The 23,715-nt window shown below is 59.7% G+C and carries 26 protein-coding genes; 21 read left to right on the plus strand and 5 right to left on the minus strand.

Annotated features, from left to right (window positions below; genetic code table 11):
• Positions 1-475: 475 nt before the first annotated feature.
• The 3 genes from tssD to B2J69_RS17960 are packed head-to-tail and all read left to right on the plus strand — an operon-like array spanning position 476 to position 1,906.
• The gene (tssD, locus tag B2J69_RS17950; protein WP_081141001.1) at positions 476-961 is read left to right on the plus strand and encodes a type VI secretion system tube protein TssD; all 486 of its coding nucleotides are present in this window, start codon (positions 476-478) and stop codon (positions 959-961) included.
• A 19-nt stretch (positions 962-980) separates the two neighbouring features.
• The gene (locus tag B2J69_RS17955) at positions 981-1,340 is read left to right on the plus strand and encodes a tlde1 domain-containing protein (RefSeq protein WP_081141002.1); all 360 of its coding nucleotides are present in this window, start codon (positions 981-983) and stop codon (positions 1,338-1,340) included.
• Positions 1,337-1,906, plus strand: a complete 570-nt coding sequence (locus tag B2J69_RS17960) for a hypothetical protein (protein ID WP_081141003.1) — start codon at positions 1,337-1,339, stop codon at positions 1,904-1,906. Before B2J69_RS17955 ends, B2J69_RS17960 begins: the two co-directional genes overlap by 4 nt.
• Before the next feature lie 85 nt (positions 1,907-1,991).
• Here B2J69_RS17960 and flgN read toward each other — a convergent pair whose 3' ends face one another.
• The 3 genes from flgN to flgA form a co-directional block, all read right to left on the minus strand.
• On the minus strand, positions 1,992-2,423 hold the full coding sequence (gene flgN, locus B2J69_RS17965; protein WP_081141004.1) for a flagellar export chaperone FlgN: 432 nt from the start codon (positions 2,421-2,423) through the stop codon (positions 1,992-1,994).
• 5 nt (positions 2,424-2,428) lie between these two features.
• Positions 2,429-2,731, minus strand: coding sequence for a flagellar biosynthesis anti-sigma factor FlgM (gene flgM / locus B2J69_RS17970; protein ID WP_081141005.1), 303 nt, complete (start codon positions 2,729-2,731; stop codon positions 2,429-2,431).
• Between the two features lie 103 nt (positions 2,732-2,834).
• Positions 2,835-3,491 (minus strand): flagellar basal body P-ring formation chaperone FlgA, encoded by a 657-nt coding sequence (gene flgA, locus B2J69_RS17975; RefSeq protein WP_081141006.1) that lies wholly within the window; start codon positions 3,489-3,491, stop codon positions 2,835-2,837.
• A 154-nt stretch (positions 3,492-3,645) separates the two neighbouring features.
• On the opposite strand from flgA, the gene flgB reads away from it, so the two are divergent.
• The 11 genes from flgB (at position 3,646) to flgL (ending at position 13,546) form a co-directional block, all read left to right on the plus strand.
• Complete coding sequence (gene flgB / locus B2J69_RS17980) at positions 3,646-4,059, plus strand: flagellar basal body rod protein FlgB (protein WP_081141007.1); 414 nt, start codon at positions 3,646-3,648, stop codon at positions 4,057-4,059.
• 2 nt (positions 4,060-4,061) lie between these two features.
• A complete protein-coding gene (gene flgC, locus B2J69_RS17985) occupies positions 4,062-4,466 on the plus strand; it encodes a flagellar basal body rod protein FlgC (protein WP_033789486.1) in 405 nt (134 codons plus the stop codon).
• Positions 4,467-4,478: 12 nt separating this feature from the next.
• Complete coding sequence (gene flgD, locus B2J69_RS17990) at positions 4,479-5,150, plus strand: flagellar hook assembly protein FlgD (protein WP_081141008.1); 672 nt, start codon at positions 4,479-4,481, stop codon at positions 5,148-5,150.
• 26 nt (positions 5,151-5,176) lie between these two features.
• On the plus strand, positions 5,177-6,394 hold the full coding sequence (gene flgE / locus B2J69_RS17995; protein WP_081141009.1) for a flagellar hook protein FlgE: 1,218 nt from the start codon (positions 5,177-5,179) through the stop codon (positions 6,392-6,394).
• Between the two features lie 20 nt (positions 6,395-6,414).
• Complete coding sequence (locus B2J69_RS18000) at positions 6,415-7,173, plus strand: flagellar basal body rod protein FlgF (RefSeq protein ID WP_081141010.1); 759 nt, start codon at positions 6,415-6,417, stop codon at positions 7,171-7,173.
• A gap of 15 nt (positions 7,174-7,188) precedes the next feature.
• Complete coding sequence (gene flgG, locus B2J69_RS18005) at positions 7,189-7,971, plus strand: flagellar basal-body rod protein FlgG (protein WP_033750971.1); 783 nt, start codon at positions 7,189-7,191, stop codon at positions 7,969-7,971.
• A 64-nt stretch (positions 7,972-8,035) separates the two neighbouring features.
• Entirely contained in the window at positions 8,036-8,746 is a 711-nt protein-coding gene (locus B2J69_RS18010; RefSeq protein WP_081141011.1) for a flagellar basal body L-ring protein FlgH, read from the plus strand.
• Positions 8,747-8,765: 19 nt separating this feature from the next.
• Positions 8,766-9,866, plus strand: coding sequence for a flagellar basal body P-ring protein FlgI (locus tag B2J69_RS18015; protein ID WP_371824338.1), 1,101 nt, complete (start codon positions 8,766-8,768; stop codon positions 9,864-9,866).
• Between the two features lie 2 nt (positions 9,867-9,868).
• Complete coding sequence (flgJ, locus tag B2J69_RS18020; RefSeq protein ID WP_081141013.1) at positions 9,869-10,807, plus strand: flagellar assembly peptidoglycan hydrolase FlgJ; 939 nt, start codon at positions 9,869-9,871, stop codon at positions 10,805-10,807.
• A 121-nt stretch (positions 10,808-10,928) separates the two neighbouring features.
• Positions 10,929-12,569 (plus strand): flagellar hook-associated protein FlgK, encoded by a 1,641-nt coding sequence (flgK, locus tag B2J69_RS18025; protein ID WP_081141014.1) that lies wholly within the window; start codon positions 10,929-10,931, stop codon positions 12,567-12,569.
• A gap of 11 nt (positions 12,570-12,580) precedes the next feature.
• Entirely contained in the window at positions 12,581-13,546 is a 966-nt protein-coding gene (gene flgL / locus B2J69_RS18030) for a flagellar hook-associated protein FlgL (RefSeq protein ID WP_081141015.1), read from the plus strand.
• A gap of 145 nt (positions 13,547-13,691) precedes the next feature.
• Here flgL and rne read toward each other — a convergent pair whose 3' ends face one another.
• The gene (gene rne / locus B2J69_RS18035; protein ID WP_081141016.1) at positions 13,692-17,024 is read right to left on the minus strand and encodes a ribonuclease E; all 3,333 of its coding nucleotides are present in this window, start codon (positions 17,022-17,024) and stop codon (positions 13,692-13,694) included.
• Positions 17,025-17,595: 571 nt separating this feature from the next.
• Between rne and rluC the strand changes: the two genes are divergently transcribed.
• A complete protein-coding gene (gene rluC, locus B2J69_RS18040; RefSeq protein WP_081141017.1) occupies positions 17,596-18,552 on the plus strand; it encodes a 23S rRNA pseudouridine(955/2504/2580) synthase RluC in 957 nt (318 codons plus the stop codon).
• A 13-nt stretch (positions 18,553-18,565) separates the two neighbouring features.
• Here the strand turns inward: rluC and B2J69_RS18045 are convergent, their stop codons facing one another.
• Positions 18,566-19,150, minus strand: a complete 585-nt coding sequence (locus tag B2J69_RS18045) for a Maf family protein (RefSeq protein WP_081141018.1) — start codon at positions 19,148-19,150, stop codon at positions 18,566-18,568.
• A 140-nt stretch (positions 19,151-19,290) separates the two neighbouring features.
• On the opposite strand from B2J69_RS18045, the gene yceD reads away from it, so the two are divergent.
• From yceD to fabG, 6 genes are read left to right on the plus strand one after another with little or no spacing between them, the layout of a single operon-like run.
• Entirely contained in the window at positions 19,291-19,812 is a 522-nt protein-coding gene (gene yceD / locus B2J69_RS18050) for a 23S rRNA accumulation protein YceD (protein WP_081141019.1), read from the plus strand.
• A gap of 14 nt (positions 19,813-19,826) precedes the next feature.
• The gene (rpmF, locus tag B2J69_RS18055; protein ID WP_007885783.1) at positions 19,827-19,997 is read left to right on the plus strand and encodes a 50S ribosomal protein L32; all 171 of its coding nucleotides are present in this window, start codon (positions 19,827-19,829) and stop codon (positions 19,995-19,997) included.
• A 25-nt stretch (positions 19,998-20,022) separates the two neighbouring features.
• Positions 20,023-21,063, plus strand: a complete 1,041-nt coding sequence (gene plsX, locus B2J69_RS18060; RefSeq protein WP_081141020.1) for a phosphate acyltransferase PlsX — start codon at positions 20,023-20,025, stop codon at positions 21,061-21,063.
• Positions 21,064-22,017 (plus strand): beta-ketoacyl-ACP synthase III, encoded by a 954-nt coding sequence (locus tag B2J69_RS18065; protein ID WP_081141021.1) that lies wholly within the window; start codon positions 21,064-21,066, stop codon positions 22,015-22,017.
• A gap of 16 nt (positions 22,018-22,033) precedes the next feature.
• On the plus strand, positions 22,034-22,966 hold the full coding sequence (fabD, locus tag B2J69_RS18070; RefSeq protein ID WP_081141022.1) for an ACP S-malonyltransferase: 933 nt from the start codon (positions 22,034-22,036) through the stop codon (positions 22,964-22,966).
• 10 nt (positions 22,967-22,976) lie between these two features.
• Complete coding sequence (gene fabG / locus B2J69_RS18075) at positions 22,977-23,711, plus strand: 3-oxoacyl-ACP reductase FabG (RefSeq protein ID WP_033750943.1); 735 nt, start codon at positions 22,977-22,979, stop codon at positions 23,709-23,711.
• Positions 23,712-23,715: the final 4 nt, after the last annotated feature.

Consider the following 23,715-nt stretch of genomic DNA (forward strand, 5'->3'; position numbering starts at 1 on the left):
AGGGATGCGACAGGCAGTTCGGGTAGGCCTGGATGGCCGTACCCGAACGGTCCGTCCGGCACGACGTTGCAGCCGAAGGCACCGCGAAGCGGCGCGAGGACGGCCCGGCAGCAGAGGAGGCGCGGTGGCCCGCACCGGAATGCTGACACGCATAACACACAAGCCGCCGTTTTAAGAAAAAGGTGGCCTTTCCTGACAAGCATTACGCCTTAAAAGCGTTTTTTTGCACATCTGACAATGTAGACATAGCAGCCTGTGCAGTAATGCAAGTAAAATCTATGTTTAACCTGTTCCAGTAAAAAAATAGGTATATTGATTTTAACGAGCTTCTCTCGCAGTTTTTTTATTTTTATTTCTATTCATGCGGTTAAATTAATCAGTATCAGATGACCATAACTTTTTGCTGAGGCTGTTTTAGCCCACACCTTTTTATCTTTATAGTCTGTAATCAGGCCGTTAAAAGAGGAAAGAGGAAATGGCTATACCAGTTTATGCATGGCTGTATGATGATGTGGGTAATTTAATAAAAGGTTCTGCTGACGTTTCAGGAAGAGAAAACAGCATAGAGGTCTTGTCTGTAATGAGTCTGACCGAGGTTCCGGTTGATCCATATACAGGGAAAAGTGCGAGTGCGAGGTGCCATCAGCCACTCTACTTTGATAAAGTTACTGATTCATCTACGCCCTGTTTATTAAAAGCGCTGACTAACGGAGAAAAGCTAAAATCCGCTAAGTTTGATTATTACAGAATCAATGATAATGGACAGGAGGAACACTATTTCACCCTGTTTTTAGAAGGTGTTCAGGTCTGCTCTAACGCAACATTAATGTACGATATTAAAAGTCGCTACGGATCAGCGATAGAGCCTGTTGAATCTGTTGCCTTATCCTATGAAAAGTTAACTTCACATTATGTTGACGGGAATATATTGCACGCTGACAGTTGGCGAGTCAGGGCTTAATAAAGGAGATGGAAAAGGTATGGCATGGATATATAAGCAGAGCACAGGAGAATTGTTTCATAACGGCGAAATGATTGAACAGGGATACGCGGGAAGGATGACTAACAAAAATAACCCTGATCGCCAGCAGGTCCGCGGATTAGGCCCGTTACCCCAGGGGACGTATCATATCGGCGGTTATACGCATTCTAAAGGACCATTAACCATAACGTTAATACAAACATCGGGTGAAAGTTATGGCCGTAGCGCTTTTCGTATCCATGGAGAGCGCATCGCGCCTCCGGCGGGATGGGCTTCTGAGGGATGCATAATTATGGGTTATCACACTCGCCGTCTCATCGCCCTCTCATCGGACAGAACGCTAAAAGTGATAAGATGAAAAAACAATCTCTGTTTATCATGACCTCTCTTTTACTTATCTACCCAGCTGCTAATTTTGCCAATACAAACCGCTGCAGCGCGATGTTAGATGAGAAAATAATTTTGACCAATCAGCACTGTTTTAACACGTTTGTTAGCGGCGTTTCTGAGGGCGATAAAGTATTTATAGCATTCACGCCTGCGCTATCCGGCAAAATTAATTCGGTTCAAAGCATTGCACTGCGGGACGCGCTGGTCAATGCGCTACTGTCAGCGCCTGCTGAGACGCTTGAGACGTTAAATAAGATTGATAGCTATATCAGCCAGCAAGACCGGGACAGTGATACTGACAGAATAGGCAGCAACTCGGTCTGCGCGACGTTGCCTGACCCCGTTGTTTATAATAAGCCTTCGTTTCTGGAATATGCTGAAAGAGCGAATAAAAGTCTTAAGGCGACAGGGCAACAGGGCGCGCAATGCCTTTCGCTGGTTAATGGCGTTGTCGACGAGGTGTTAAATGATGAAAAACGCGGTCGTGTAAAATGGGGGCTCAGGTCTTACTCTTTTGATGAAACTTCACGATGAAAGGCCGTGAGGAAGCGCCAACCGGTGATGCAGTATGCTTAATTTCAGAGGGAAAAGCCGGATTTGCGCTATCCGGCTTCGAATGTTATGCCTTCCGGCTGAGCGTCGCCTGGCCTTTGCCCAGCCCGTCCGGGCCGTAAAACGCCTGCGTCTGATGCGGCTTAAGCACGCTCAGCGCCTCTTCGGTAAAGCGGATCTGCTGATTGAGCAGCAGACCGTTATGAATATTGGCGTCGTTCAGGCGGCGCGTCATCTGGCCGATACTCTGCCAGCGGCGCGTCATATCACTGTGACCCGCATAAGGCGCCTGGGTACCGAGCTGTCGCTCGGTGCTGCGGCGCATCTCGTCCAGATAGCTCAGCGTCGCCAGCAGCGCGCCTTTATCTTCGGTGATGCGCTGCAGCAGATTGCTGTTAATCTTGCCGGCGGCCAGTTGATGCTGCTCCTCGTCGAGAACGTTCGACAGCGAGGAGAGCACCTCCTGCATCTTATCTAATGTGGTCAACAGGTTGCTCATGGGGATTAGTTACCCTCTAAATACGCCTTAGTGTCGGCAATCAGCGCGTCGGCGATCTTGCCGGTATCCATTTTCAGTTCGCCATTGCGAATGGCGGTTTTCAGTTGTTCAACGCGCGCCACGTTGATGTCCTGGCTGCCCGGCTGGGTCAGCTGCGACTGCGCGTTGCTCAGGCTTACCTGGGCCGCTGCGGGCGTGGTTGCCGTGGTGCTCGACGCCTGACGCGTTTTACCGGCGGCGGACTCGTTGCTTTCGCGGGTCTGCACGGTAGCGACGGGCTTCAGGGGTTGCGTTCTGTCGATGCTCATATTCGGGCTCCTGTACGGTCAGGGGAAACTGCCACCTGAATCAGAATAGCGTAATCGCTTAGTTGATTTCTCTATCGGCCGAACAACAGCGTTCTTTAGCGCCTTATAGCGATATCAGAATATTCCCATCCGCATCGACTTTTCCGCTCACCACCTGACCGTTGCCCATACGCACACGCACCGACTGCGCCAGGATGGCGTTGTTTAATGCCTTGCCTTCGCCGCTGGCGTTAAAGCCCTCGCCGCTGGCGATCACCATCACGCTCTGACCCGCCTTCACGCGCCACGGCTGGCGCATCATCGACAGCGTTACCGGCTGGCCCGGCGCGATATCGCGCAGTACCACGGCGTCCGCTACCGACGACGCGTCAAACAGCGCGCGGGCGGGCAGAGTGTCGAGACGGCCGCTCTGCAGACGAAAATCGTCGGCGCTGACGGTCGAGCCGCGCGCCAGCAGACGTGTCGCCACCAGATACTGGCCGGTCACCTGCACCTGCACCTGCAGAAAGCGTCGCGTATCGCCGCAGGTGGCGGCCACGCTCATCGCGCCCCACAGGCGGCTGTTGCCGGGCAGCGAAAACTGCGGCGCGTCGCAGGCCGGCCACTGCGCCTGCGGCGTTTTAATCTCAACCGTCATGCCCGCTGCATGCTGCGCGTCGCGGGCCTGAAAAAAGCCCGTCAGCTGGGCGGAAAGGTCGGCGGCGGCGGGCAGGGCGACCAGCGCCAGCAGGCCGGCCAACAGGGCGGTAATGTTACGCATCAAAAGACTCCTTGCTGCTAATGGCGACGAGTCTACTCGCGCCGCGACAAAATCAAGACCAAAAATAGGCGCCTTTTTTGACGTTATTCAGACGATAGCCCTTGCTTTTTCCCACTTAAGCTGTCCGCTCGAAATTCTCATTCGCGGAGGAAGCATGCTCGACAAACTGGATGCTGCGCTGCAGTTCGGCACCGAAGCTCTCAACCTGCGTGCGCAACGGCAGGAGATTCTGGCGTCTAACATTGCCAACGCCGATACCCCAGGCTATCAGGCGCGGGATATCGACTTTGCCAGCGAGCTGAGTCGGGTCATGAAGAACGGCCGCGCCGAAGGCAGTGGCATGGCGCTGAAAGTCACCTCGCCGCGCCATATCGAGGCGCAGGTCAATTCGGCGGCGTCAGCGGATCTGCTCTATCGCATTCCCGATCAGCCTGCCGCCGACGGCAACACCGTCGACATGGATCGCGAACGTACCCAGTTCGCGGACAACAGTCTGAAGTATCAGACCGATCTCACCCTCATCAGCAGCCAGATCAAGGGCATGATGAGCGTGTTACAAGGGCAATAATCATGGCATTGCTGAATATTTTTGACATTGCCGGCTCAGCGATGACCGCGCAATCCCAGCGACTCAACGTCAGCGCCAGCAACCTGGCCAACGCCGACAGCGTCACCGGCCCGGACGGCAAGCCCTACGTGGCGAAGCAGGTGGTCTTCCAGACCGATGCGGCGCCCGGCGCGGCGACCGGCGGCGTGAAAGTGGCGCAGGTGCTGGACGATCCCTCTCCGGCGAAGCTGGTCTACGACCCAGGCAACCCGCTGGCGGATGACAAGGGCTACGTGAAGATGCCGAATGTCGACGTGGTGGCGGAGAGCGTCAACACCATGTCGGCGTCGCGCAGCTATCAGGCCAACGTCGAGGTGTTGAACACCGTGAAATCAATGATGATGAAAACCCTGACGATGGGTTCTTAACGGAGAAACGACATGGGCATTGCGGTAGGCGTCAATGAGAATCTGGACCCCACGGTCCTCAGCTCATCCAACAGCAGCACCAGCAACACGGCGCAGGATCTGCAAAATCAGTTCCTGACCATGCTGGTGACGCAGTTACAGAACCAGGATCCCACCAATCCGATGGACAACAGCCAGCTCACCACCCAGCTGGCGCAGATCAACACCCTGAGCGGCATTGAAAAACTCAATACCACGCTGGGATCGATCTCCGGCCAGATCAGCACCAGCCAGTCGCTGCAGAGTTCGACGCTGATCGGCCACGGCGTGATGGTGGACGGATCGCAGGTGCTGGTCGGCAGCGGCACCACCACGCCGTTTGGCGTCGAGCTGACCACCGCCTCGACCGCCACCACCGCCACCATTAAAGATTCAAGCGGCAACGTGGTGCGCACCATCGATCTGGGCGCGCTCTCTTCCGGCGTGCACACCTTCTCGTGGGACGGCACCCTGGCGGACAGCTCCACCGCGCCGGACGGCAAATATACGGTTTCAATCGCCGCCAGCAATGGCAGCACGCAGCTGGTCGCTCAGCCGCTCAACTACGCCTACGTTAACGGCGTGTCGACGGCAGACAGCACCACCAAACTGGATCTCGGCACCATGGGCTCCGCAACCCTTGATGAAGTACGTCAGATTCTCTGATTCATCTCTAAACAGGAGAAATACACATGTCATTTTCCCAAGCGGTGAGCGGCCTGGGCGCTGCCTCCAGCAACCTGGACGTTATCGGCAACAACATCGCCAACTCCGCGACCGCGGGCTTTAAGTCCAGCACCATCGCCTTCGCCGATATGTTCGCCGGCTCCAACGTCGGCCTCGGCACCAAAGTGGCGGCGGTGATCCAGAACTTTAACGATGGCTCGACCACCACCACCAGCCGTGGCCTGGACGTCGCGCTGAGCGGCAACGGCTTCTTCCGCATGACCGACACCAGCGGCGCGGTCTACTACTCGCGCAACGGCCAGTTCACGCTGGATGAGAACCGCAACCTGGTGAACACCCAGGGGCTGACCGTGACCGGCTATCCGGTGAGCGGCACGCCGCCGACCGTGCAGACCGGCGCCAACCCGGTGGCGCTGAGCATTCCGACCACGCAGATGGCGGCGCGCGCCACCACCACCGCGACCCAGGTGGCGAACCTGAACTCCACCAGCACCATTCCGAGCGTGACTACCTTCAGCGCCAGCGACGTCGACAGCTACAACGCCAAAAGCACCATGACGGTCTATGACTCACAGGGTAACGACCACACTCTGGACATGTACTACGTCAAAACCGCCGACAACAACTGGACGGTGCATGCGATGGACTCTACCACCGGCACCAGCGCGGGCGACTTTACCCTGACGTTTGACGCTAACGGCGGCCTGACCGGCATCAACGGCGGCACCGGCAACACGGTCAACCTGACCATCGACGGCTCCAACGGCGCGGCGGGCAACCAGAGCATCTCTCTGAGCATGCTCGGCAGCCTGCAGCAGAACACCGGCACCACCACCTTCGGCAACCCGACGCAGGATGGCTACGCGCCAGGTGACCTGACCAGCTACGCCATTAACGATGACGGCACCATTACCGGCAGCTACTCCAACCAGAAAACCCAGCTGCTGGGTCAGATCGTGCTGGCGAGCTTCTCTAACCCGGAAGGGCTGCAGTCGCAGGGCGACAACGTCTGGGCCGCTACCAGCTCCTCGGGTCAGGCAGCGATCGGTCTGGCAAACACCGGCACCTACGGCTCGCTGACCTCTGGCGCGCTGGAAGCGTCGAACGTCGATATGAGCAAAGAGCTGGTCAACATGATCGTGGCGCAGCGCAACTATCAGGCGAACGCCCAGACCATCAAAACTCAGGACCAGATCCTCAACACCCTGGTCAACTTGCGTTAATTCACTAACGGGATTGCTTTATGGATCACGCGATATATACCGCGATGGGCGCGGCCAGCCAGACGCTGGATCAGCAGGCCGTCACGGCCAGCAACCTCGCCAACGCCTCGACGCCGGGCTTTCGCGCGCAGCTCAACGCGCTGCGTGCGGTGCCGGTCAGCGGCTGGTCGCTGCCGACGCGCACGCTGGTGGCCGCCTCGACGCCCGGCGCCGATATGAGCCAGGGCGCGATGGACAATACCGGACGCACGCTGGACGTGGCGATGGGCGAGGATGGCTGGCTGGCGGTGCGCACCGCCGACGGCAGCGAGGCCTATACCCGCAACGGCAACATGCAGATCAGCTCGACCGGCATTCTGACCGTCCAGGGCAATCCCGTCATGGGCGACGGCGGTCCGATTGCGGTGCCGCAGGGCGCCGAGCTGACCATCGCAACGGACGGCACCATCACCTCGCGCAATGCGGGCGATGCGCCTAACGCCACGGTGCAGATCGGCAAGCTGAAGCTGGTGAAAGCCACCGGCAAAGAGATGCAGCGCGGCGACGACGGCATGTTCCGTCCGACCCAGCAGGCGCAGGCGACGCGCGGCGCGGCGCTGGCGGCAGACGCCACGGTGCAGGTAATGCCGGGCGTGCTGGAGGGCAGCAACGTCAAGCCGGTCGAAACCATGGTCGATATGATCGCCAACGCCCGACGTTTCGAGATGCAGATGAAAGTCATCACCAACGTCGACGAAAACGAACAAAAAGCCAATCAGCTGCTGAACATGAGCAGCTAAGGCAGAGGAAAACAGATGATTCGTTCCTTATGGATCGCCAAAACCGGTCTTGACGCCCAGCAAACCAATATGGACGTTATCTCCAACAACCTGGCGAACGTTAGCACCAACGGCTTTAAACGTTCGCGTGCGGTGTTTGAAGATCTGATGTACCAGACCCTGCGTCAGCCGGGCACGCAGTCGTCTGAACAGACCACGCTGCCGTCGGGCCTGCAGATCGGCACCGGCGTGCGTCCGGTCACCACCGAGCGTCTGCACACGCAGGGCAACCTGTCGCAGACCAGCAACTCGAAAGACGTGGCGATCAACGGCCAGGGCTACTTTGAAGTGCAGCTGCCGGACGGCACCTCCGCCTATACGCGTGACGGCTCCTTCCAGGTGGATCAGAACGGTCAGCTGGTTAACAACGCCGGCTATCCGGTGCAGCCAGGCATTACCATTCCGGCCAACGCCACCAGCATCACCATCTCGCGCGACGGCGTGGTGAGCGTGACGCAGCAGGGCCAGACCAACCCGGCGCAGGTGGGGCAGCTGACCATCAGCACCTTTATCAACGACGCCGGTCTCGACAGCATGGGCGAAAACCTTTACCAGGAAACCCAGGCGTCGGGCGCGCCGACCCAGAGCACCCCAGGCCAGAACGGCGCGGGCCTGCTCTATCAGGGCTATGTGGAAACCTCTAACGTCAACGTGGCGGAAGAGCTGGTCACCATGATCCAGACGCAGCGCGCCTATGAAATCAACAGCAAGGCGATCAGCACCTCCGATCAAATGCTGCAGAAGTTAACCCAGATCTAATTTCCGGTTATCAGGGCCAGCGCTGGCTGGCCTGAAGTCAACACATCTATAAGGTCGTGACTCCGTGGCGAAGCAACTGAATATAAAGCCTGGACATTGGTTGGCGGCGACACTGCTGCTGACCCTTAACGGTTGTGCGTTAGTGCCGCGCACGCCGCTGGTGGAGGGCGCAACGACGGCACAGCCGCTGCCTTCCGCGCCGCCGGTGGTCAACGGCTCCATTTTCCAGGGCGTCGCGCCGCTCAACTACGGCTATCAGCCGCTGTTTGAGGATCGTCGCCCGCGCAATATCGGCGATACGCTCACCATTACGCTGCAGGAGAACGTCAGCGCCAGCAAAAGCTCCTCGGCCAACGCCACGCGCGACGGCAGCGCCAGCTTCGGCCTCGACGCCATTCCTACCGGCCTGAACGGCCTGGTCGGCAGCGACGGCGCGAAAGCCAACCTCGGCGCCAACGGCAAAAACGATTTCGCCGGCAAAGGCGGCGCCACCGCCAACAACACCTTTACCGGCACCATTACCGTGACCGTGAATCAGGTGCTGTCCAACGGCAACCTGCGCGTGGTCGGCGAGAAGCAGATCGAGATCAACCAGGGCACGGAGTTTATTCGCTTCTCCGGCGTGGTGAACCCGCGCACCATCAGCGCCAGCAATGCGGTGCTGTCGACCGCGGTAGCCGATGCCCGTATCGAATACGTCGGCAACGGCTATATCAACGAAGCGCAGACCATGGGCTGGTTCCAGCGTTTCTTCCTGAACGTTGCGCCGATGTAATGAGGTCATGATGAAAAGTGTGAAAAGTTTACTGCTGGGCCTGAGCCTGCTGCTCGGCCTCTGCCTGAGCGCCCACGCGGACCGCATTCGCGATCTCACCAGCGTGCAGGGCGTGCGCAACAACCAGCTGATCGGCTACGGCCTGGTGGTGGGCCTCGACGGCACCGGCGACCAGACTACCCAGACGCCGTTCACCACGCAAACCGTCAGCAACATGCTCTCCCAGCTCGGCATCACCGTGCCGCAGGGCACTAACATGCAGCTGAAAAACGTCGCGGCGGTGATGGTGACGGCGCAGCTGCCGGCCTTCGCCCGTCAGGGACAGACCATCGACGTGGTGGTCTCGTCGCTCGGCAACGCCAAAAGTCTGCGCGGCGGCACGCTGGTGATGACGCCGATGAAAGGGGTCGACAACCAGGTTTACGCGCTGGCGCAGGGCAATATTCTGGTCGGCGGCGCGGGCGCGTCGGCGGGCGGCAGCAGCGTGCAGGTTAACCAGCTCAACGGCGGCCGCATTACCGGCGGCGCCACCGTCGAGCGCGAGCTGCAGAGCAATTTCGGCAGCCAGAACACCCTTAATTTGCAGCTCAACAACGAAGACTTCTCGATGGCGCAGCGCATCGCCGACGCCATCAACGGACGCGGCGGCTACGGCGCGGCGACCGCGCTCGACGCCCGCACCGTGCAGGTGCGCGTCTCGCCCAACAACAGCTCGCAGGTGCGCCTGCTGGCGGAGATCCAGAACATCGACGTCGCCATCCCGATTGAAGACGCCAAAGTGATTATCAACTCGCGCACCGGCTCGGTGGTGATGAACCGCGAAGTGACGCTGAACACCTGTGCGGTGGCGCAGGGCAACCTGTCGGTCACGGTCAACCAGTCGCAGAACGTCAGCCAGCCGAATACGCCGCTGGCCGGCGGACAGACGGTGGTGACGCCGCAGACGCAGATCGATCTGCGCCAGAGCGGCGGGGCGCTGCAGCGCGTCAACGCCAGCGCCAACCTGAACAATGTGGTGCGCGCGCTTAACGCCTTAGGCGCATCGCCTATCGAGCTGATGTCGATTTTGCAATCGATGCAGAGCGCGGGCTGTCTGCGCGCCAAACTGGAAATCATCTGACGATGGATACGCAATCGCTGACCAATGCGGCGTTCGACAGCCGCTCGCTGAACGACCTGAAGCGCGAAGCCAGCACCGATCCGAAAGGCAAGGCGCTGCAGGTGGCGAAGCAGGTCGAGGGGATGTTTGTGCAGATGATGATGAAGAGCATGCGCGAAGCGCTGCCGCAGGACGGCATCTTCAGCAACGAATCGACCAAAATGTTCACCTCGATGTACGATCAGCAGATTGCGCAGGAGATCGGCAAGCGCGGGCTGGGCATGGCCGATCTGATCGTCAAACAGATGCAGCCGGCGCAGGCGCCCGACGAGCGCGCCGGCACCGTGCCGATGCCGCTCGATGAAAGCTTTATCTACAGCGCGGCGGCCTCCAGCCAGCTGGAGCAGATGGTGCGTAAGGCGCTGCCGCGCCTGCCGGTGTCGCCGGCGAACCTGCCGGCCGACAGCAGCGAGTTTATCGCGCAGCTGGCGCAGCCTGCGCAGGCCGCCAGCGCCAGCAGCGGTATTCCGCACCATCTGATCCTGGCGCAGGCGGCGCTGGAGTCGGGCTGGGGCCAGCGTCAGATCCTGACCCGCGACGGCAAGCCGAGCTATAACGTCTTCGGCATTAAGGCGAGCGGCGACTGGAAGGGCGAAACCACCGATATCATGACCACGGAATATGACCAGGGCGAGGCGAAGAAGGTGCGCGCCAGCTTCCGCGTCTATCACTCCTATTTCGAGGCGCTGACCGACTACGTCAAACTCCTCTCGAACAACCCGCGCTACGCCGCGGTCACCAGCGCGCAGAGCGCCGAGCAGGGCGCGCACGCGCTGCAGGCCGCCGGCTACGCCACCGATCCCAAATATGCGCAGAAGCTGGTGGGAATGATCCAGCAATTCAAAAACATGGGCGAGAAAGTGGTAAAGGCGTACAGCAAAGATTTAAACGATCTCTTCTAGGCGTTAAGCCTCAAGTTTCACTTAAGCACGCCGATAACAGTTGCAGATGCCAGACGCGTTTGCGCGCACGGGCGAGCACTACTGACTGCCAGCCCGGTTAACGGGAAAGAAAGGAACCGAGATGTCCAGCATAATAAACTCTGCGATGAGTGGGCTGAGCGCCGCACAGGCGGCGCTGAGCACCACCAGTAATAACATTACGAACTACACGGTGGCGGGCTATTCGCGGCAGACGATCCTGTTGTCGCAGGCCAACAGCACGCTGCAGGGCAGCAGCTACTACGGCAACGGCGCCAGCATCACCGGCGTGCAGCGCGAATATGACGAGTTCATCACGGCGCAGCTGCGCGGCTCCAGCGCCACCTACAGCGCGGCCAACACCCAGTATTCGCAGATCTCCAACATCGACGATCTGCTCTCTACCTCGACCACCAGCCTCTCGACGTCGATTCAGAGCTTCTTTACTAACCTGCAGAACGTGGTGAGCAACGCGGACGATCCCTCGGCGCGCCAGTCGATGCTGAGCTATGCGCAGGGCCTGGTGAACCAGTTCCAGACCACCTCGCAGTATCTGACCAATATGCAGAGCAGCGTTAACACCGACATCGCCTCGAACGTCGATCAGATCAACACCTATACCAGTCAGATCGCCGATCTCAACAAGCAGATCGCCAAACTCAGCACCGCCGATGGCGCGCAGCCGAACGATCTGCTGGATCAGCGCGATCAGCTGGTGAACAACCTTAACGATATCGTTGGCGTCAGCGTCTCGAAGCAGGATGGCAACTATATCGTCTCCATGGGCAGCCTGACGCTGGTTAACGGCAACAAAGCCACCAGCCTGGTGGCGATGCCCTCCAGCAGCGATCCGTCGCGCACCACCGTCGGCTATGTGGATAACAGCGCCGGCAATGTGGAAATCGCCGAGAAAAGCATCACCACCGGTTCGCTGGGCGGCCTGATGGCGTTCCGCTCGCAGGATCTCGACACCGCGCAGAACCAGCTCGGCCAGCTGGCGGCCGCCTTTACCACCAGCTTTAACGAGGTGCATAAGCAGGGCTACGACAGCAACGGCGATCAGGGCACCGACTTCTTCAACATCGGCAGCCCGTCGGTGGTCAGCAACAGCAAAAACAGCTCCACCACCACCGTGACGGCGGCCTGGACCGATAGCAGCGCGCTGAAAGCCTCTAACTACACTGTCAGCTATGACGGCACCAACTGGAACGTGACGCGCGCCTCCGACAACGTCAAGATTACCGCGACGGCGGGCACCGACGCCTCTGGCAACGCCACGCTGAGCTTCGACGGCCTGCAGCTGACGGTAAGCGGCACGCCGAACGCCAAAGACAGCTTCCTGGTGAAGCCGGTGCAGAACGTTATCAGCGGTATGTCGGTGGCGATCACCGATGAATCGCAGATTGCCGCGGCGGGTGCAACGGGCGGCGAAAGCGACAACCGCAACGCGCAGAAGCTGCTGGATCTGCAGGACGCCAACCTGGTGAACGGCAACGCCACGCTGTCACAGGCCTACGCCAGCATCGTCAGCAGCGTCGGCAACAAAACCAGCACGCTGGAAACCGCCAGCACCACGCAGAAAAACGTGGTGGATCAGCTGACGGATCGTCAGCAGTCCGTCTCCGGCGTCAACCTCGATGAAGAGTACGCCAACCTGACCAAATATCAGCAGTACTACATGGCGAACGCGCAGGTGCTGCAAACCGCCAGCACCATCTTCGACGCGCTGCTCAACATCAGCTAAGGAAAAGAACCATGCGACTCAGTACCAACATGATCTTTAACCAGCAGGTGCGCGGGATTTCCGATTCGCAAGCCTCCTGGCTGAAAGTCGGCGAGCAGCTCTCCAGCGGCCGCCGCGTCAACAATCCGTCCGACGATCCTATCGCCGCGTCGCGCTCGGTGGTAGTGGCGCAGAGCCAGGCGCAGAGCAGCCAGTATGCGCTGGCGCGCACCTTCGCCAATCAGGGGCTGTCGATGGAAGAGAACACGCTTAGCAGCGTGACCAGCACCATTCAGGACGCGCAGACGCTGATCGTTTACGGCTCTACCGGCACGCTGAGCGACGACGACCGCGGCTCTATCGCCACCCAGCTGGAAGGGCTGCGCTCGCAGCTGCTGAACCTGGCGAACAGCAAAGACGGCAACGGCCGCTATATCTTCGCCGGCTACAAAACCGACAGTGCGCCGTTCGCCGACAACGGCAGCGGCGCCGTCAGCTATGTCGGCGGCACCGACGCCATCACGCAGAAGGTCGACACCAGCCGCACCATGACCGTCGGGCACACCGGCGACGATATCTTTATGTCGATTACCGGCAACGCCACCAAAGAGCCAGACGGCAGCGCCAGCGAAACCAATCTCTTTAATATGCTCGACAGCGCGATTGCCGCCCTGAAAACGCCGCAGGCAGATGCCGACGATGCCACTAAACAGACGTTCCAGGATGCGATGGATAAAACCAACCGCGGCCTCAGCAACTCGCTGAATAACGTGCTGACGGTGCGCTCCGAAATCGGCACCCAGCTCTCTGAGCTGAGCACGCTGGACGGTCAGGGCGACGACCGCGACGTGATCCTGAGCAGCGAAATGAGTAACCTGGTCGACACCGACTACACCTCGGCCATCTCCAGCTACACCATGCAGCAGACGGCGCTGCAGGCTTCTTATAAGACCTTTACCGACATGTCCAAGCTGTCGCTGTTCCAGCTTAACAGCTAATAAAAACCCCATTCGAGCATGCCTGAACCGGACATGCTCATTTTGTCCCACGACCCTGACCGGCATCGTGGGATTTTTTTTGCCTGTTAAACGGCGGCAATAAAAAACCCCGGCAAGCCGGGGTTTGGAAGGTTATCGCGTCGGATTAGACGCTGTCAGGGCGGGTCGCCGGCGCGGTGGCCTGATGCGAGGCGCTGTGACCGCCCGCTGAGCCTTTGCCCTCGAAGGCGAACGGCGCGCGCACCCAGTCGCTGTGACGAACCGGCTCCGGCTGCCAGGCTGGCGCCGGTGCTTTGGTCATCGGCGCGGTAGCGTGATGGGTAAAGCGAACGGCGGCCTCCTGCGACGCGGCTTGCTGCGGCGCGACGTCGCGTGCCGGCACCGGCGCATGCGGTTCGCTAACCGGTTCAGGCGCGCTTTCCGCCGCAACCGGCGCGTTCAGCACCTCTGCAACCTGCGCTTCCGCTTCCGGCGTCACGTCATGGGCCGCTTCGGCGGCGATCTCCGTGGCGACGGCAGGCGTCTCTTCTTCTACTGGCGCAGCCGGCTCCGCCTGTTCAGCGATCGCTTCCGCCTGCGCGTCGAGCGCGGCCGGGATCACGGCAGGTTCATGGTTAACCGGCGCGTCGATCGGCGCGGTGTTGTCGGTATTCACCAGCGTTACCGGCGTTTCCGCCTGCGGCTCAGCCTGATGCACAGCGTCAGCCTGCGGGGCCGCTTCAGCAGCAGCCTGCGGCACGATCTCGTCAGCCGCGACCGGCAGCGCGATAGCGGCTGCGGTTTCCTGCTGGAGCTCGTCCTGCACGTCGTTCTGCGCTTCCTGCGTCTCAACCGGCTGAGCGACCGGATAACGTACCCAGACCTTGCCGGACGCCATCTCTGGCGATGCAGCGGCGGCGGCCAGCGGCATGGCGGACTCGGTCGGATAACGCTCATCGCGATAGCGACGACGACGCTGACCGCTGACGCGCAGGTGGCGCGGCGAACGGCGCGAGCGACGCGGCATATTGCCGTTATCGCGGTTTTCCGCGTCATCCTGCTCGATCGGCGCTGCCTCTTCGCTCTGCGGCGCGCTGTACGCCACCTCAGGCTGCGGCGCGACCGCATCTTCGGCCGGCTGCTCGCTCTCGCCGCCGACGCGCACTTTCTGCGCCAGCTGGCGCGGCTTGCGACGCGGCATCACCTGAACGCGCTCTTCTTCCTGCGCCTCTGGTGACTCAACGATTTCAGCGACCGCTGGCTCTACGGCTTTATTCGCGTCCTGCTGCGCGCGTTTCTCTTCCTGACGACGACGCTGGCGTTCAGCGCGCTGTTCGCGACGCTGCTGCTGCTGCTCTTCACGCTGCTGGCGCGCTTCCTCGCTCAGAACCGGTGTGCGCTCTTCGCGCGCCTCGTTCTGCGGCGCCTGGCGCTTGTTGCGGCGTGCGTCAGCGTTGTCGCGCGGTTCGCGGTTTTCACGCGGCTCACGATTTTCACGCGGTTCGCGGTTTTCGCGCGGTTCGCGGTTTTCACGCGGCTCACGGCTTTCACGCGGTTCGCGGCTTTCGCGCGGCTCGCGATTGTCGCCGTTGCGCGGCGTACGCTCGCGACGGTTATTATTGTTGCGGCGATTGTTGCGACGGTCGCCGCGCTCTTTGGCGCTGCTGTCGCTCTCTTCGCTGCTGGCCTGCGGCGCAGGCGCCGCCGCTTCCTCAACAACCGGTGCCGGTGCAGGTTCGTTGCTGCCAAACAGTTTTTTCAGCAGGCGGCTAAAGAAGCCGGTTCCGCTGGCGCTGGCGGCGGTTGGGGCAGGGGCCGCGGCAGGTTTGGCCACCGGTTGCGCCTCCTCTTTCGGCTGCTCTACCGGCTTCTCTGCTGGCATTGGCGGCGCGTCAGGCATGACAAACGCGGCCAGCGCAGGCTGCTCTGGACGACGACGCTCGGCGTGCTCTTCTTCTGACGGCATCGCCATTTCTGCTTCGTGCAGCTTCGGCAGATGGTAGCTGAGGGTCTGGGTCTCTTCCCCTTTGCGCACGCGCAGCACCGAGTAGTGCGGGGTTTCCATACGATCGTCCGGCACGATAATCGCGCGAACGCCGCCCTGGCGCTTTTCAATCGCATTCACCGCTTCACGCTTTTCGTTCAGCAGGTAAGAGGCGATCTGCACCGGCACAATGGCGTGCACCTCTTTGGTGTTGTCTTTCAGCGCTTCTTCTTCGATCAGGCGCAGAATCGACAGCGACAGCGATTCGTTGTCGCGGATGGTGCCGGTGCCGCTACAGCGCGGACAGACGTGATGGCTCGACTCGCCCAGCGACGGGCTAAGGCGCTGACGCGACATCTCCAGCAGACCGAAGCGCGAAATGTGGCTAATCTGGATACGCGCGCGATCCTGGCGCACCGCTTCGCGCAGGCGATTTTCCACCGCGCGCTGGTGGCGCACCGGCGTCATATCGATAAAGTCGATGACGATCAGACCGCCCAGGTCGCGCAGGCGCAGCTGGCGCGCAATCTCGTCGGCCGCTTCCAGGTTGGTATTGTACGCCGTCTCTTCGATATCGCCGCCGCGCGTAGCGCGCGCCGAGTTGATATCGATAGCGGTCAGCGCTTCGGTGCTGTCGATAACGATAGAGCCGCCAGAAGGCAGACGCACTTCACGCTGGAAGGCGGATTCAATCTGCGATTCGATCTGGTAGTGGCTGAACAGCGGGATCTCGCCGGTGTAGAGTTTAATCTTGCTGCTGAAGTCCGGGCGGCCGAGCGCGGCGATATGCTGACGCGCCAGCTCAAGCACTTTCGGGTTGTCGATCAGGATCTCGCCGATATCCTGGCGCAGGTAGTCGCGGAAAGCGCGCACGATAACGTTGCTTTCCTGATGGATCAGGAAGGGCGCAGGGCGGTTTTCCGCCGCTTTTTTGATCGCTTCCCAGTGCTTCAGGCGGAAGCTCAGATCCCACTGCAGCGCGTCAGCGGATTTGCCAACGCCCGCGGTGCGCACGATCAGGCCCATACCGTCCGGCAGCTCCAGCGAAGAGAGCGCCTCTTTCAGCTCGGTGCGGTCATCGCCTTCGATGCGGCGAGAGATGCCACCCGCGCGCGGGTTGTTTGGCATCAGCACCAGGTAGCTGCCCGCCAGAGAGATAAAGGTGGTCAGCGCCGCGCCTTTGTTGCCGCGCTCCTCTTTATCAATCTGCACGATCACTTCCTGGCCTTCACGCAGCACGTCTTTGATATTCGGACGACCTTGCGCGTTGTAGCTGGCGGGGAAATATTCGCGGGAGATTTCTTTCAGAGGGAGAAAACCGTGGCGTTCAGCGCCGTAATCGACAAACGCCGCTTCAAGGCTGGGTTCAATGCGGGTGATTTTACCTTTATAGATGTTGGCTTTTTTCTGTTCGTGTCCGGGGCTTTCAATATCCAGATCGTACAGACGTTGTCCATCAACCAGGGCAACGCGCAACTCCTCCTGCTGAGTTGCATTAATTAACATTCTTTTCATCGTATCTGACTCGTTATTCTCACATGAGTGATAAAGCTGCGGGCATAGTTACCCTGGACGAGTTCTGACCGATGGCCCCGTGACTAAGTGCTTTACGTCAACCTCCCGGTTGTCGACTGCGCGAGGGGCGCAAATAACGTCGGTGGCCTGTTTTTCATAAGGAAAAACAGCGCCGTTGCGCTGAAATGCCTGAGAGAGATTTAAAACTCCTGCATCTCAAACTTCCGTCCAGGCTGCAACCCGCAGCCCGCTAAGTGCCTGAATAAACATCACGTCTTACGCCATTGCTGCGTGTCCGTTTCATTCGGCAAAATGACTAATTAGCTCTTTTTCTGGCCTGAAAAGTGATCAGACGAGAAACTCAGGCATTATTCCATTGCTCACCTTCATATAGCAAGGCGACTTTCACCGCCTGATGAAGATTAGTGATGCTTAACACCTTAATATGTCGGACGATTGAGCGAGTTGCTGAAAAAGCCAGCGCACGCTGCGCTTTTTCGCGCGACACGAGGAGAGTTAAGCACAGAAAAAGGGGTGGCGCTATCACAGGACACTATTTAGAATCGCCGCCATGAAAACAGAGAATCCCGGCGTACAGCTTGTCGCCATTTCGGCTGAAAATGCCGGACAACGCATTGACAACTTTTTGCGCACCCAGCTGAAGGGCGTGCCGAAAAGCATGATTTATCGCATCCTGCGTAAAGGCGAGGTGCGGGTGAATAAAAAACGCATCAAACCGGAATATAAGCTGGAAGAGGGCGACGAAGTGCGTATTCCGCCGGTGCGCGTTGCCGAGCGCGAAGAGCAGGCGGTGTCGCCGAAGCTGGAGAAGGTGGCGGCGCTGGCGGAGGCGATCATCTACGAAGATGAGCAGATTCTGGTGCTGAACAAACCCTCCGGCACCGCGGTGCACGGCGGCAGCGGCCTGAGCTTCGGCGTGATCGAAGGATTGCGCGCGCTGCGGCCTGAGGCACGCTTCCTTGAGCTGGTGCATCGCCTCGACCGCGATACCTCCGGCGTGCTGCTGGTGGCCAAGAAGCGCTCGGCGCTGCGTTCGCTGCACGAGCAGCTGCGCGAAAAGGGGATGCAGAAAGATTATCTGGCGCTGGTGCGCGGCAGCTGGCCGTCGCACGTGAAAGCGGTGCAGGCGCCGCTGCTAAAAAATATTCTGCAAAGCGGCGAGCGCGTGGTGCGCGTCAGCAGCGAAGGCAAGCCTTCGGAGACGCGCTTTAAGGTCGAGGAGCGCTTCGCGTTCGCTACGCTGGTGAAGGCGAGCCCGGTCACCGGCCGCACCCACCAGATCCGCGTTCATACGCTGCACGCCGGCCATCCTATCGCCTTCGACGATCGCTACGGCGAGCGCGAGTTCGACAGCCAGCTGGCCAGCACCGGGCTGCGTCGCCTGTTTCTGCACGCCGCCGCGCTGACCTTTACCCATCCCGCCAGCGGCGAGACGCTGCGTCTCGAGGCGCCGCTGGATGAAGAACTCAAGCGCTGCCTGCAGGCGCTGCGTCAGCAGAAGCGCTGACGCGCCGTCGGCATCATTCCAGCGGATTGATGCCGACCGTTCGCAACATGCCGCTGAGCGCAATCAGCGGCAGGCCGACCAGCGTGTTCGGGTCGCGCCCCTCCAGCCGTTCGAACAGGCAGATCCCCAGCCCTTCGCTTTTAAAACTCCCCGCGCACTGCAAAGGCTGCTCTTTCTCTATATAGGCGCGGATCTCTCCCTCGCTGAGATCGCGGAAGTGCACCACAAAAGGTTCGCAGCACTGCAGCAGCCGCTGGCTGCGCGGATGGTAGAGCGCCAGCCCGGTATAGAAGGTAACGGCGTTGCCGCTCGCCTGGCGCAGCTGCGCGCAGGCGCGATCGGACGTGTGCGGCTTGCCGGTGATCATGCCGTCGAGCACGCACACCTGATCGGAGCCGATAATCCAGCTGTCGGCATAGTCGGCGGCCAGCGCCTGCGCTTTGGCGACGGCGAGGCGCGTCACCAGGGTTTCGGCATCTTCACCGGGGCGCGGCGTTTCATCGACCGCAGGCGCGGCGGTGATAAACGGCAGGCCGAGCTTGCCTAAAAGCGCCTGGCGAAAAGGCGAGGTCGAAGCTAAAACAAGGGAGTCAGGCATTTTTTCACAATAGTAATGGCGAATTGGTGACACTCATTTTAAACTGTGCGCCGCACTGGATGCGAATAACTGGTGAAAGATGCTGTGACACGGCCTTTTTCTTTGACTCTCTGACGTTACAAAGTTAATATGCGCGCCCTATGCAAAAGGTAAAATTACCCCTGACGCTGGATCCGGTCCGCGCCGCTCAAAAACGCCTGGATTATCAGGGCGTTTACACCCCTGAACTGGTGGAGCGCGTAGCCGACTCAGTTGTTAGTGTGGACAGTGACGTGGAATGTGCCATGTCGTTTGCGGTTGACAGCCAGCGCCTCGCCGTACTGCAAGGTACAGCGGATGTGCAGGTTACATTGCGCTGTCAGCGCTGCAACCAGCCGTTTCCTCACGCTGTCCACGTAAGCTATTGCTTCAGTCCTGTCTCAAATGATGAGCAGGCCGAGGCACTGCCGGAAGCCTACGAGCCGGTCGATGTCGATGATTTTGGCGAAATCGATCTGCTGGCGGTGATCGAGGATGAAATCATTCTCGCCCTGCCGGTCGTTCCGGTGCATGATTCTGAACACTGTGAAGTGTCCGAGGCGGACATGGTCTTTGGCAAATTGCCTGCAGAGGCGGAAAAACCAAACCCATTTGCCGTATTAGCCAGTTTAAAGCGTAAGTAATAGGAGTAAGGTCCATGGCCGTACAACAGAATAAACCCACCCGTTCTAAGCGTGGCATGCGTCGTTCGCACGATGCGCTGACCACCGCTGCCCTGTCTGTAGATAAAGTTTCTGGCGAAACGCATCTGCGTCACCACATCACTGCGGATGGCTACTACCGCGGTCGCAAGGTTATCACCAAGTAAGACTTGCGCTTAGCAAGGTGATACTTTGACACGTTTGACCCTGGCTATTGATGCCATGGGCGGGGACTTCGGTCCCTGCGTGACAGTGCCTGCAGCTTTGCAGGCACTGGCCTCTCATTCGCATCTCAATCTTCTTCTGGTCGGCATCCCCGACGACATCACCCCATTGCTTGCCAAAGCGGATTCCTCCTTACTGGGGCGTTTGCAGGTTATTCCTGCGGAATCGGTTATTGCAAGTGATGCGCGGCCCTCTCAGGCGATCCGCAGCAGTCGCGGCAGTTCGATGCGCGTTGCGCTGGAGCTGGTGAAAGAGGGACGAGCGCAGGCCTGCATCAGCGCCGGCAACACCGGCGCCCTGATGGGGCTGGCGAAATTATTGATAACACCGCTGGACGGCATTGAGCGCCCGGCGTTAATGACCGTGCTGCCGCATCAGCAGCGCGGTAAAACGGTGGTGCTCGATTTAGGCGCCAACGTGGATTCGGACAGCGAGATGCTGGTGCAGTTCGCCGTAATGGGCGCGGTAATGGCGGAAGAGGTGTTAGCCATCCCCAACCCGCGCGTGGCGCTGCTCAATATTGGTCAGGAAGAGACCAAAGGGCTGGAGAGCATCCGCGCCGCCGCCAGCACGCTGAAAGCATCCGCACAGATTAACTATATTGGTTACCTGGAAGGGAACGACCTGCTTACCGGCAAAACAGATGTGCTGGTGTGTGACGGATTCGTCGGCAACGTCACGCTGAAAACCATGGAAGGCGTGGTAAGAATGTTCCTCTCTCTGCTGAAGTCGTCAGGAGAGGGGAAAAAACGGTCATGGTGGATCAGGCTGCTGGGGCGCTGGATTCAGAAACGTCTGGCGCAGCGCTTCGGTCATCTCAACCCCGACCAGTATAATGGCGCTTGTCTGTTAGGATTGCGCGGAACAGTGATCAAAAGCCACGGCGCGGCGAATCAACGCGCGTTCGCCGTGGCGATAGAACAGGCAGAGCAGGCGGTGCGACGGCAGGTTCCCGAACGAATCGCCGCGCGCCTTGATGCTGTATTAGCCAGGAGTGACAAAGCCTAGATGTTTACCAAAATTATCGGTACGGGCAGCTATTTGCCTAGCCAGGTGCGTTCGAACGCAGATCTGGAAAAAATGGTGGAGACGTCGGACGAGTGGATCGTAACCCGCACCGGCATCCGCGAGCGCCGCATTGCCGCGCCGGATGAAACCGTCGCCAGCATGGGCTTCGCTGCCGCGCAGCGCGCGCTGGAGATGGCGGGCGTAGAGGCAGGCGAGATCGGACTGATTATCGTCGCCACCACCTCGTCCAGCCACGCGTTCCCCAGTTCAGCCTGCATGATCCAGCAGATGCTGGGCATCAACGACTGCGCCGCGTTCGACCTCGCGGCCGCCTGCGCCGGCTTTACCTACGCGCTCAGCGTGGCGGACCAGTACATTAAAAACGGCGCGGTGAAGCATGCGCTGGTGATTGGCTCCGACGTGCTGGCGCGCACCCTCGATCCTGAGGATCGCGGCACCATAATTCTGTTCGGCGACGGCGCAGGCGCGGTGGTATTAGGCGCAAGCGAAGAGCAGGGCATCATCTCTACCCATCTGCACGCCGACGGCCGCTACGGCAAACTGCTGACGCTGCCCTATCAGGATCGCGCGCATCAGGACGAACCGGCCTACCTCACCATGGCGGGCAACGAAGTCTTCAAGGTGGCGGTGACCGAACTGGCGCACATCGTTGATGAAACCCTGCAGGCCAACAATCTCGATCGCGAAATGCTCGACTGGCTGGTGCCGCATCAGGCTAACCTGCGCATCATCAGCGCAACGGCGAAAAAGCTCGGCATGGGCATGGATAAAGTCGTGGTCACGCTGGATCGTCACGGCAATACCTCGGCGGCGTCAGTGCCTAGCGCGCTGGACGAAGCGGTACGCGACGGCCGTATCAAACCCGGACAACTGATTCTGCTGGAAGCCTTTGGTGGCGGTTTCACCTGGGGTTCCGCACTGGTTCGCTTTTGATTCACAGGAAAGGAAAATGACGCAATTAGCCTTTGTTTTTCCCGGTCAGGGTTCACAGACCGTCGGTATGCTCTCTGAACTGGCGGCAAGCTATCCGCAGGTGGAAGCGACCTTCCGCGAAGCGTCCGACGCGCTGGGATACGATTTATGGCAGCTGGTCAGCAACGGACCGGCTGAAGAGCTGAATAAAACCTGGCAGACGCAGCCTGCGCTGCTGGCCGCCTCCGTGGCGATCTATCGCGTCTGGCAGCAGCAGGGCGGCAAGCCGCCGGCGCTGATGGCCGGTCACAGCCTCGGCGAATACTCTGCGCTGGTGTGCGCCGGCGTGCTTGATTTCGCCGACGCCATTAAACTGGTGGAGCTGCGCGGCAAGCTGATGCAGGAAGCGGTGCCGGAAGGCACCGGCGCGATGCAGGCGATTATCGGCCTGGACGACGCAGCGATCCGCAAAGCCTGCGAAGAGAGCGCGCAGGGCCAGGTGGTGTCGCCGGTGAACTTCAACTCGCCGGGCCAGGTGGTGATTGCCGGCAACAAAGAGGCGGTTGAACGTGCGGGCGCTGCCTGTAAAGCCGCAGGCGCCAAGCGCGCGCTGCCGCTGCCGGTCAGCGTGCCGTCGCACTGCGCGCTGATGAAGCCTGCCGCCGATAAGCTGGCGGTGGCGCTGGAAAACATCACCTTCAACGCGCCATCGGTGCCGGTGGTCAATAACGTTGACGTCAAATGCGAAAGCGACGCGGCGGCAATCCGTCATGCGCTGGTGCGTCAGCTCTATAGCCCGGTTCGCTGGACCGAGAGCGTGGAATTTATGGCGTCGCAGGGCGTGACCCAGCTGCTGGAAATGGGGCCGGGCAAAGTGCTGACGGGCCTGACCAAACGCATTGTGGACAGCCTGACGGCGGCAGCGGTAAACGATCCGACGTCGCTTTCTGCGGCCCTTGAACAGGAATAAGAGGAAAAACATGAGCTTTGAAGGTAAAGTTGCGCTGGTCACCGGCGCGAGCCGCGGCATTGGTCGCGCCATCGCAGAAACGCTGGTGGCGCGCGGCGCCAAAGTGATCGGCACCGCGACCAGCGAAAGCGGCGCAGAAGCCATCAGCGCTTACCTCGGCGATAACGGCAAAGGTCTGCTGCTGAATGTGACCGATCCCGCATCGATCGATAGCGTGCTGGAGAAGGTTCGCGCAGAATTTGGCGAAGTAGACATTTTGGTCAATAATGCAGGCATTACGCGTGACAATCTGTTGATGCGCATGAAAGACGACGAATGGGCGGATATCCTGGATACCAACCTGACGTCGGTTTTCCGTCTTTCCAAGGCGGTATTGCGCGCCATGATGAAAAAACGCGTGGGTCGTATCATTACCATTGGTTCCGTTGTTGGCACCATGGGCAACGCGGGTCAGGCAAACTACGCAGCAGCCAAGGCGGGTTTGATTGGCTTTAGCAAATCACTGGCGCGTGAAGTCGCGTCACGTGGCATTACCGTAAACGTCGTGGCTCCGGGCTTTATCGAGACGGACATGACGCGTGCACTGAGCGAAGATCAACGTTCCGGCATTTTGACGCAGGTTCCCGCAGGTCGTTTAGGCGACGCGCAGGAAATCGCCAATGCTGTTGCATTCTTAGCCTCTGACGAAGCAGCCTACATCACGGGTGAGACGCTGCACGTCAATGGCGGCATGTACATGGTCTGATATT

The sequence above is a fragment of the Pantoea latae genome, from assembly GCF_002077695.1.
GTDB classification, from domain to species: Bacteria; Pseudomonadota; Gammaproteobacteria; order Enterobacterales; family Enterobacteriaceae; genus Pantoea; species Pantoea latae.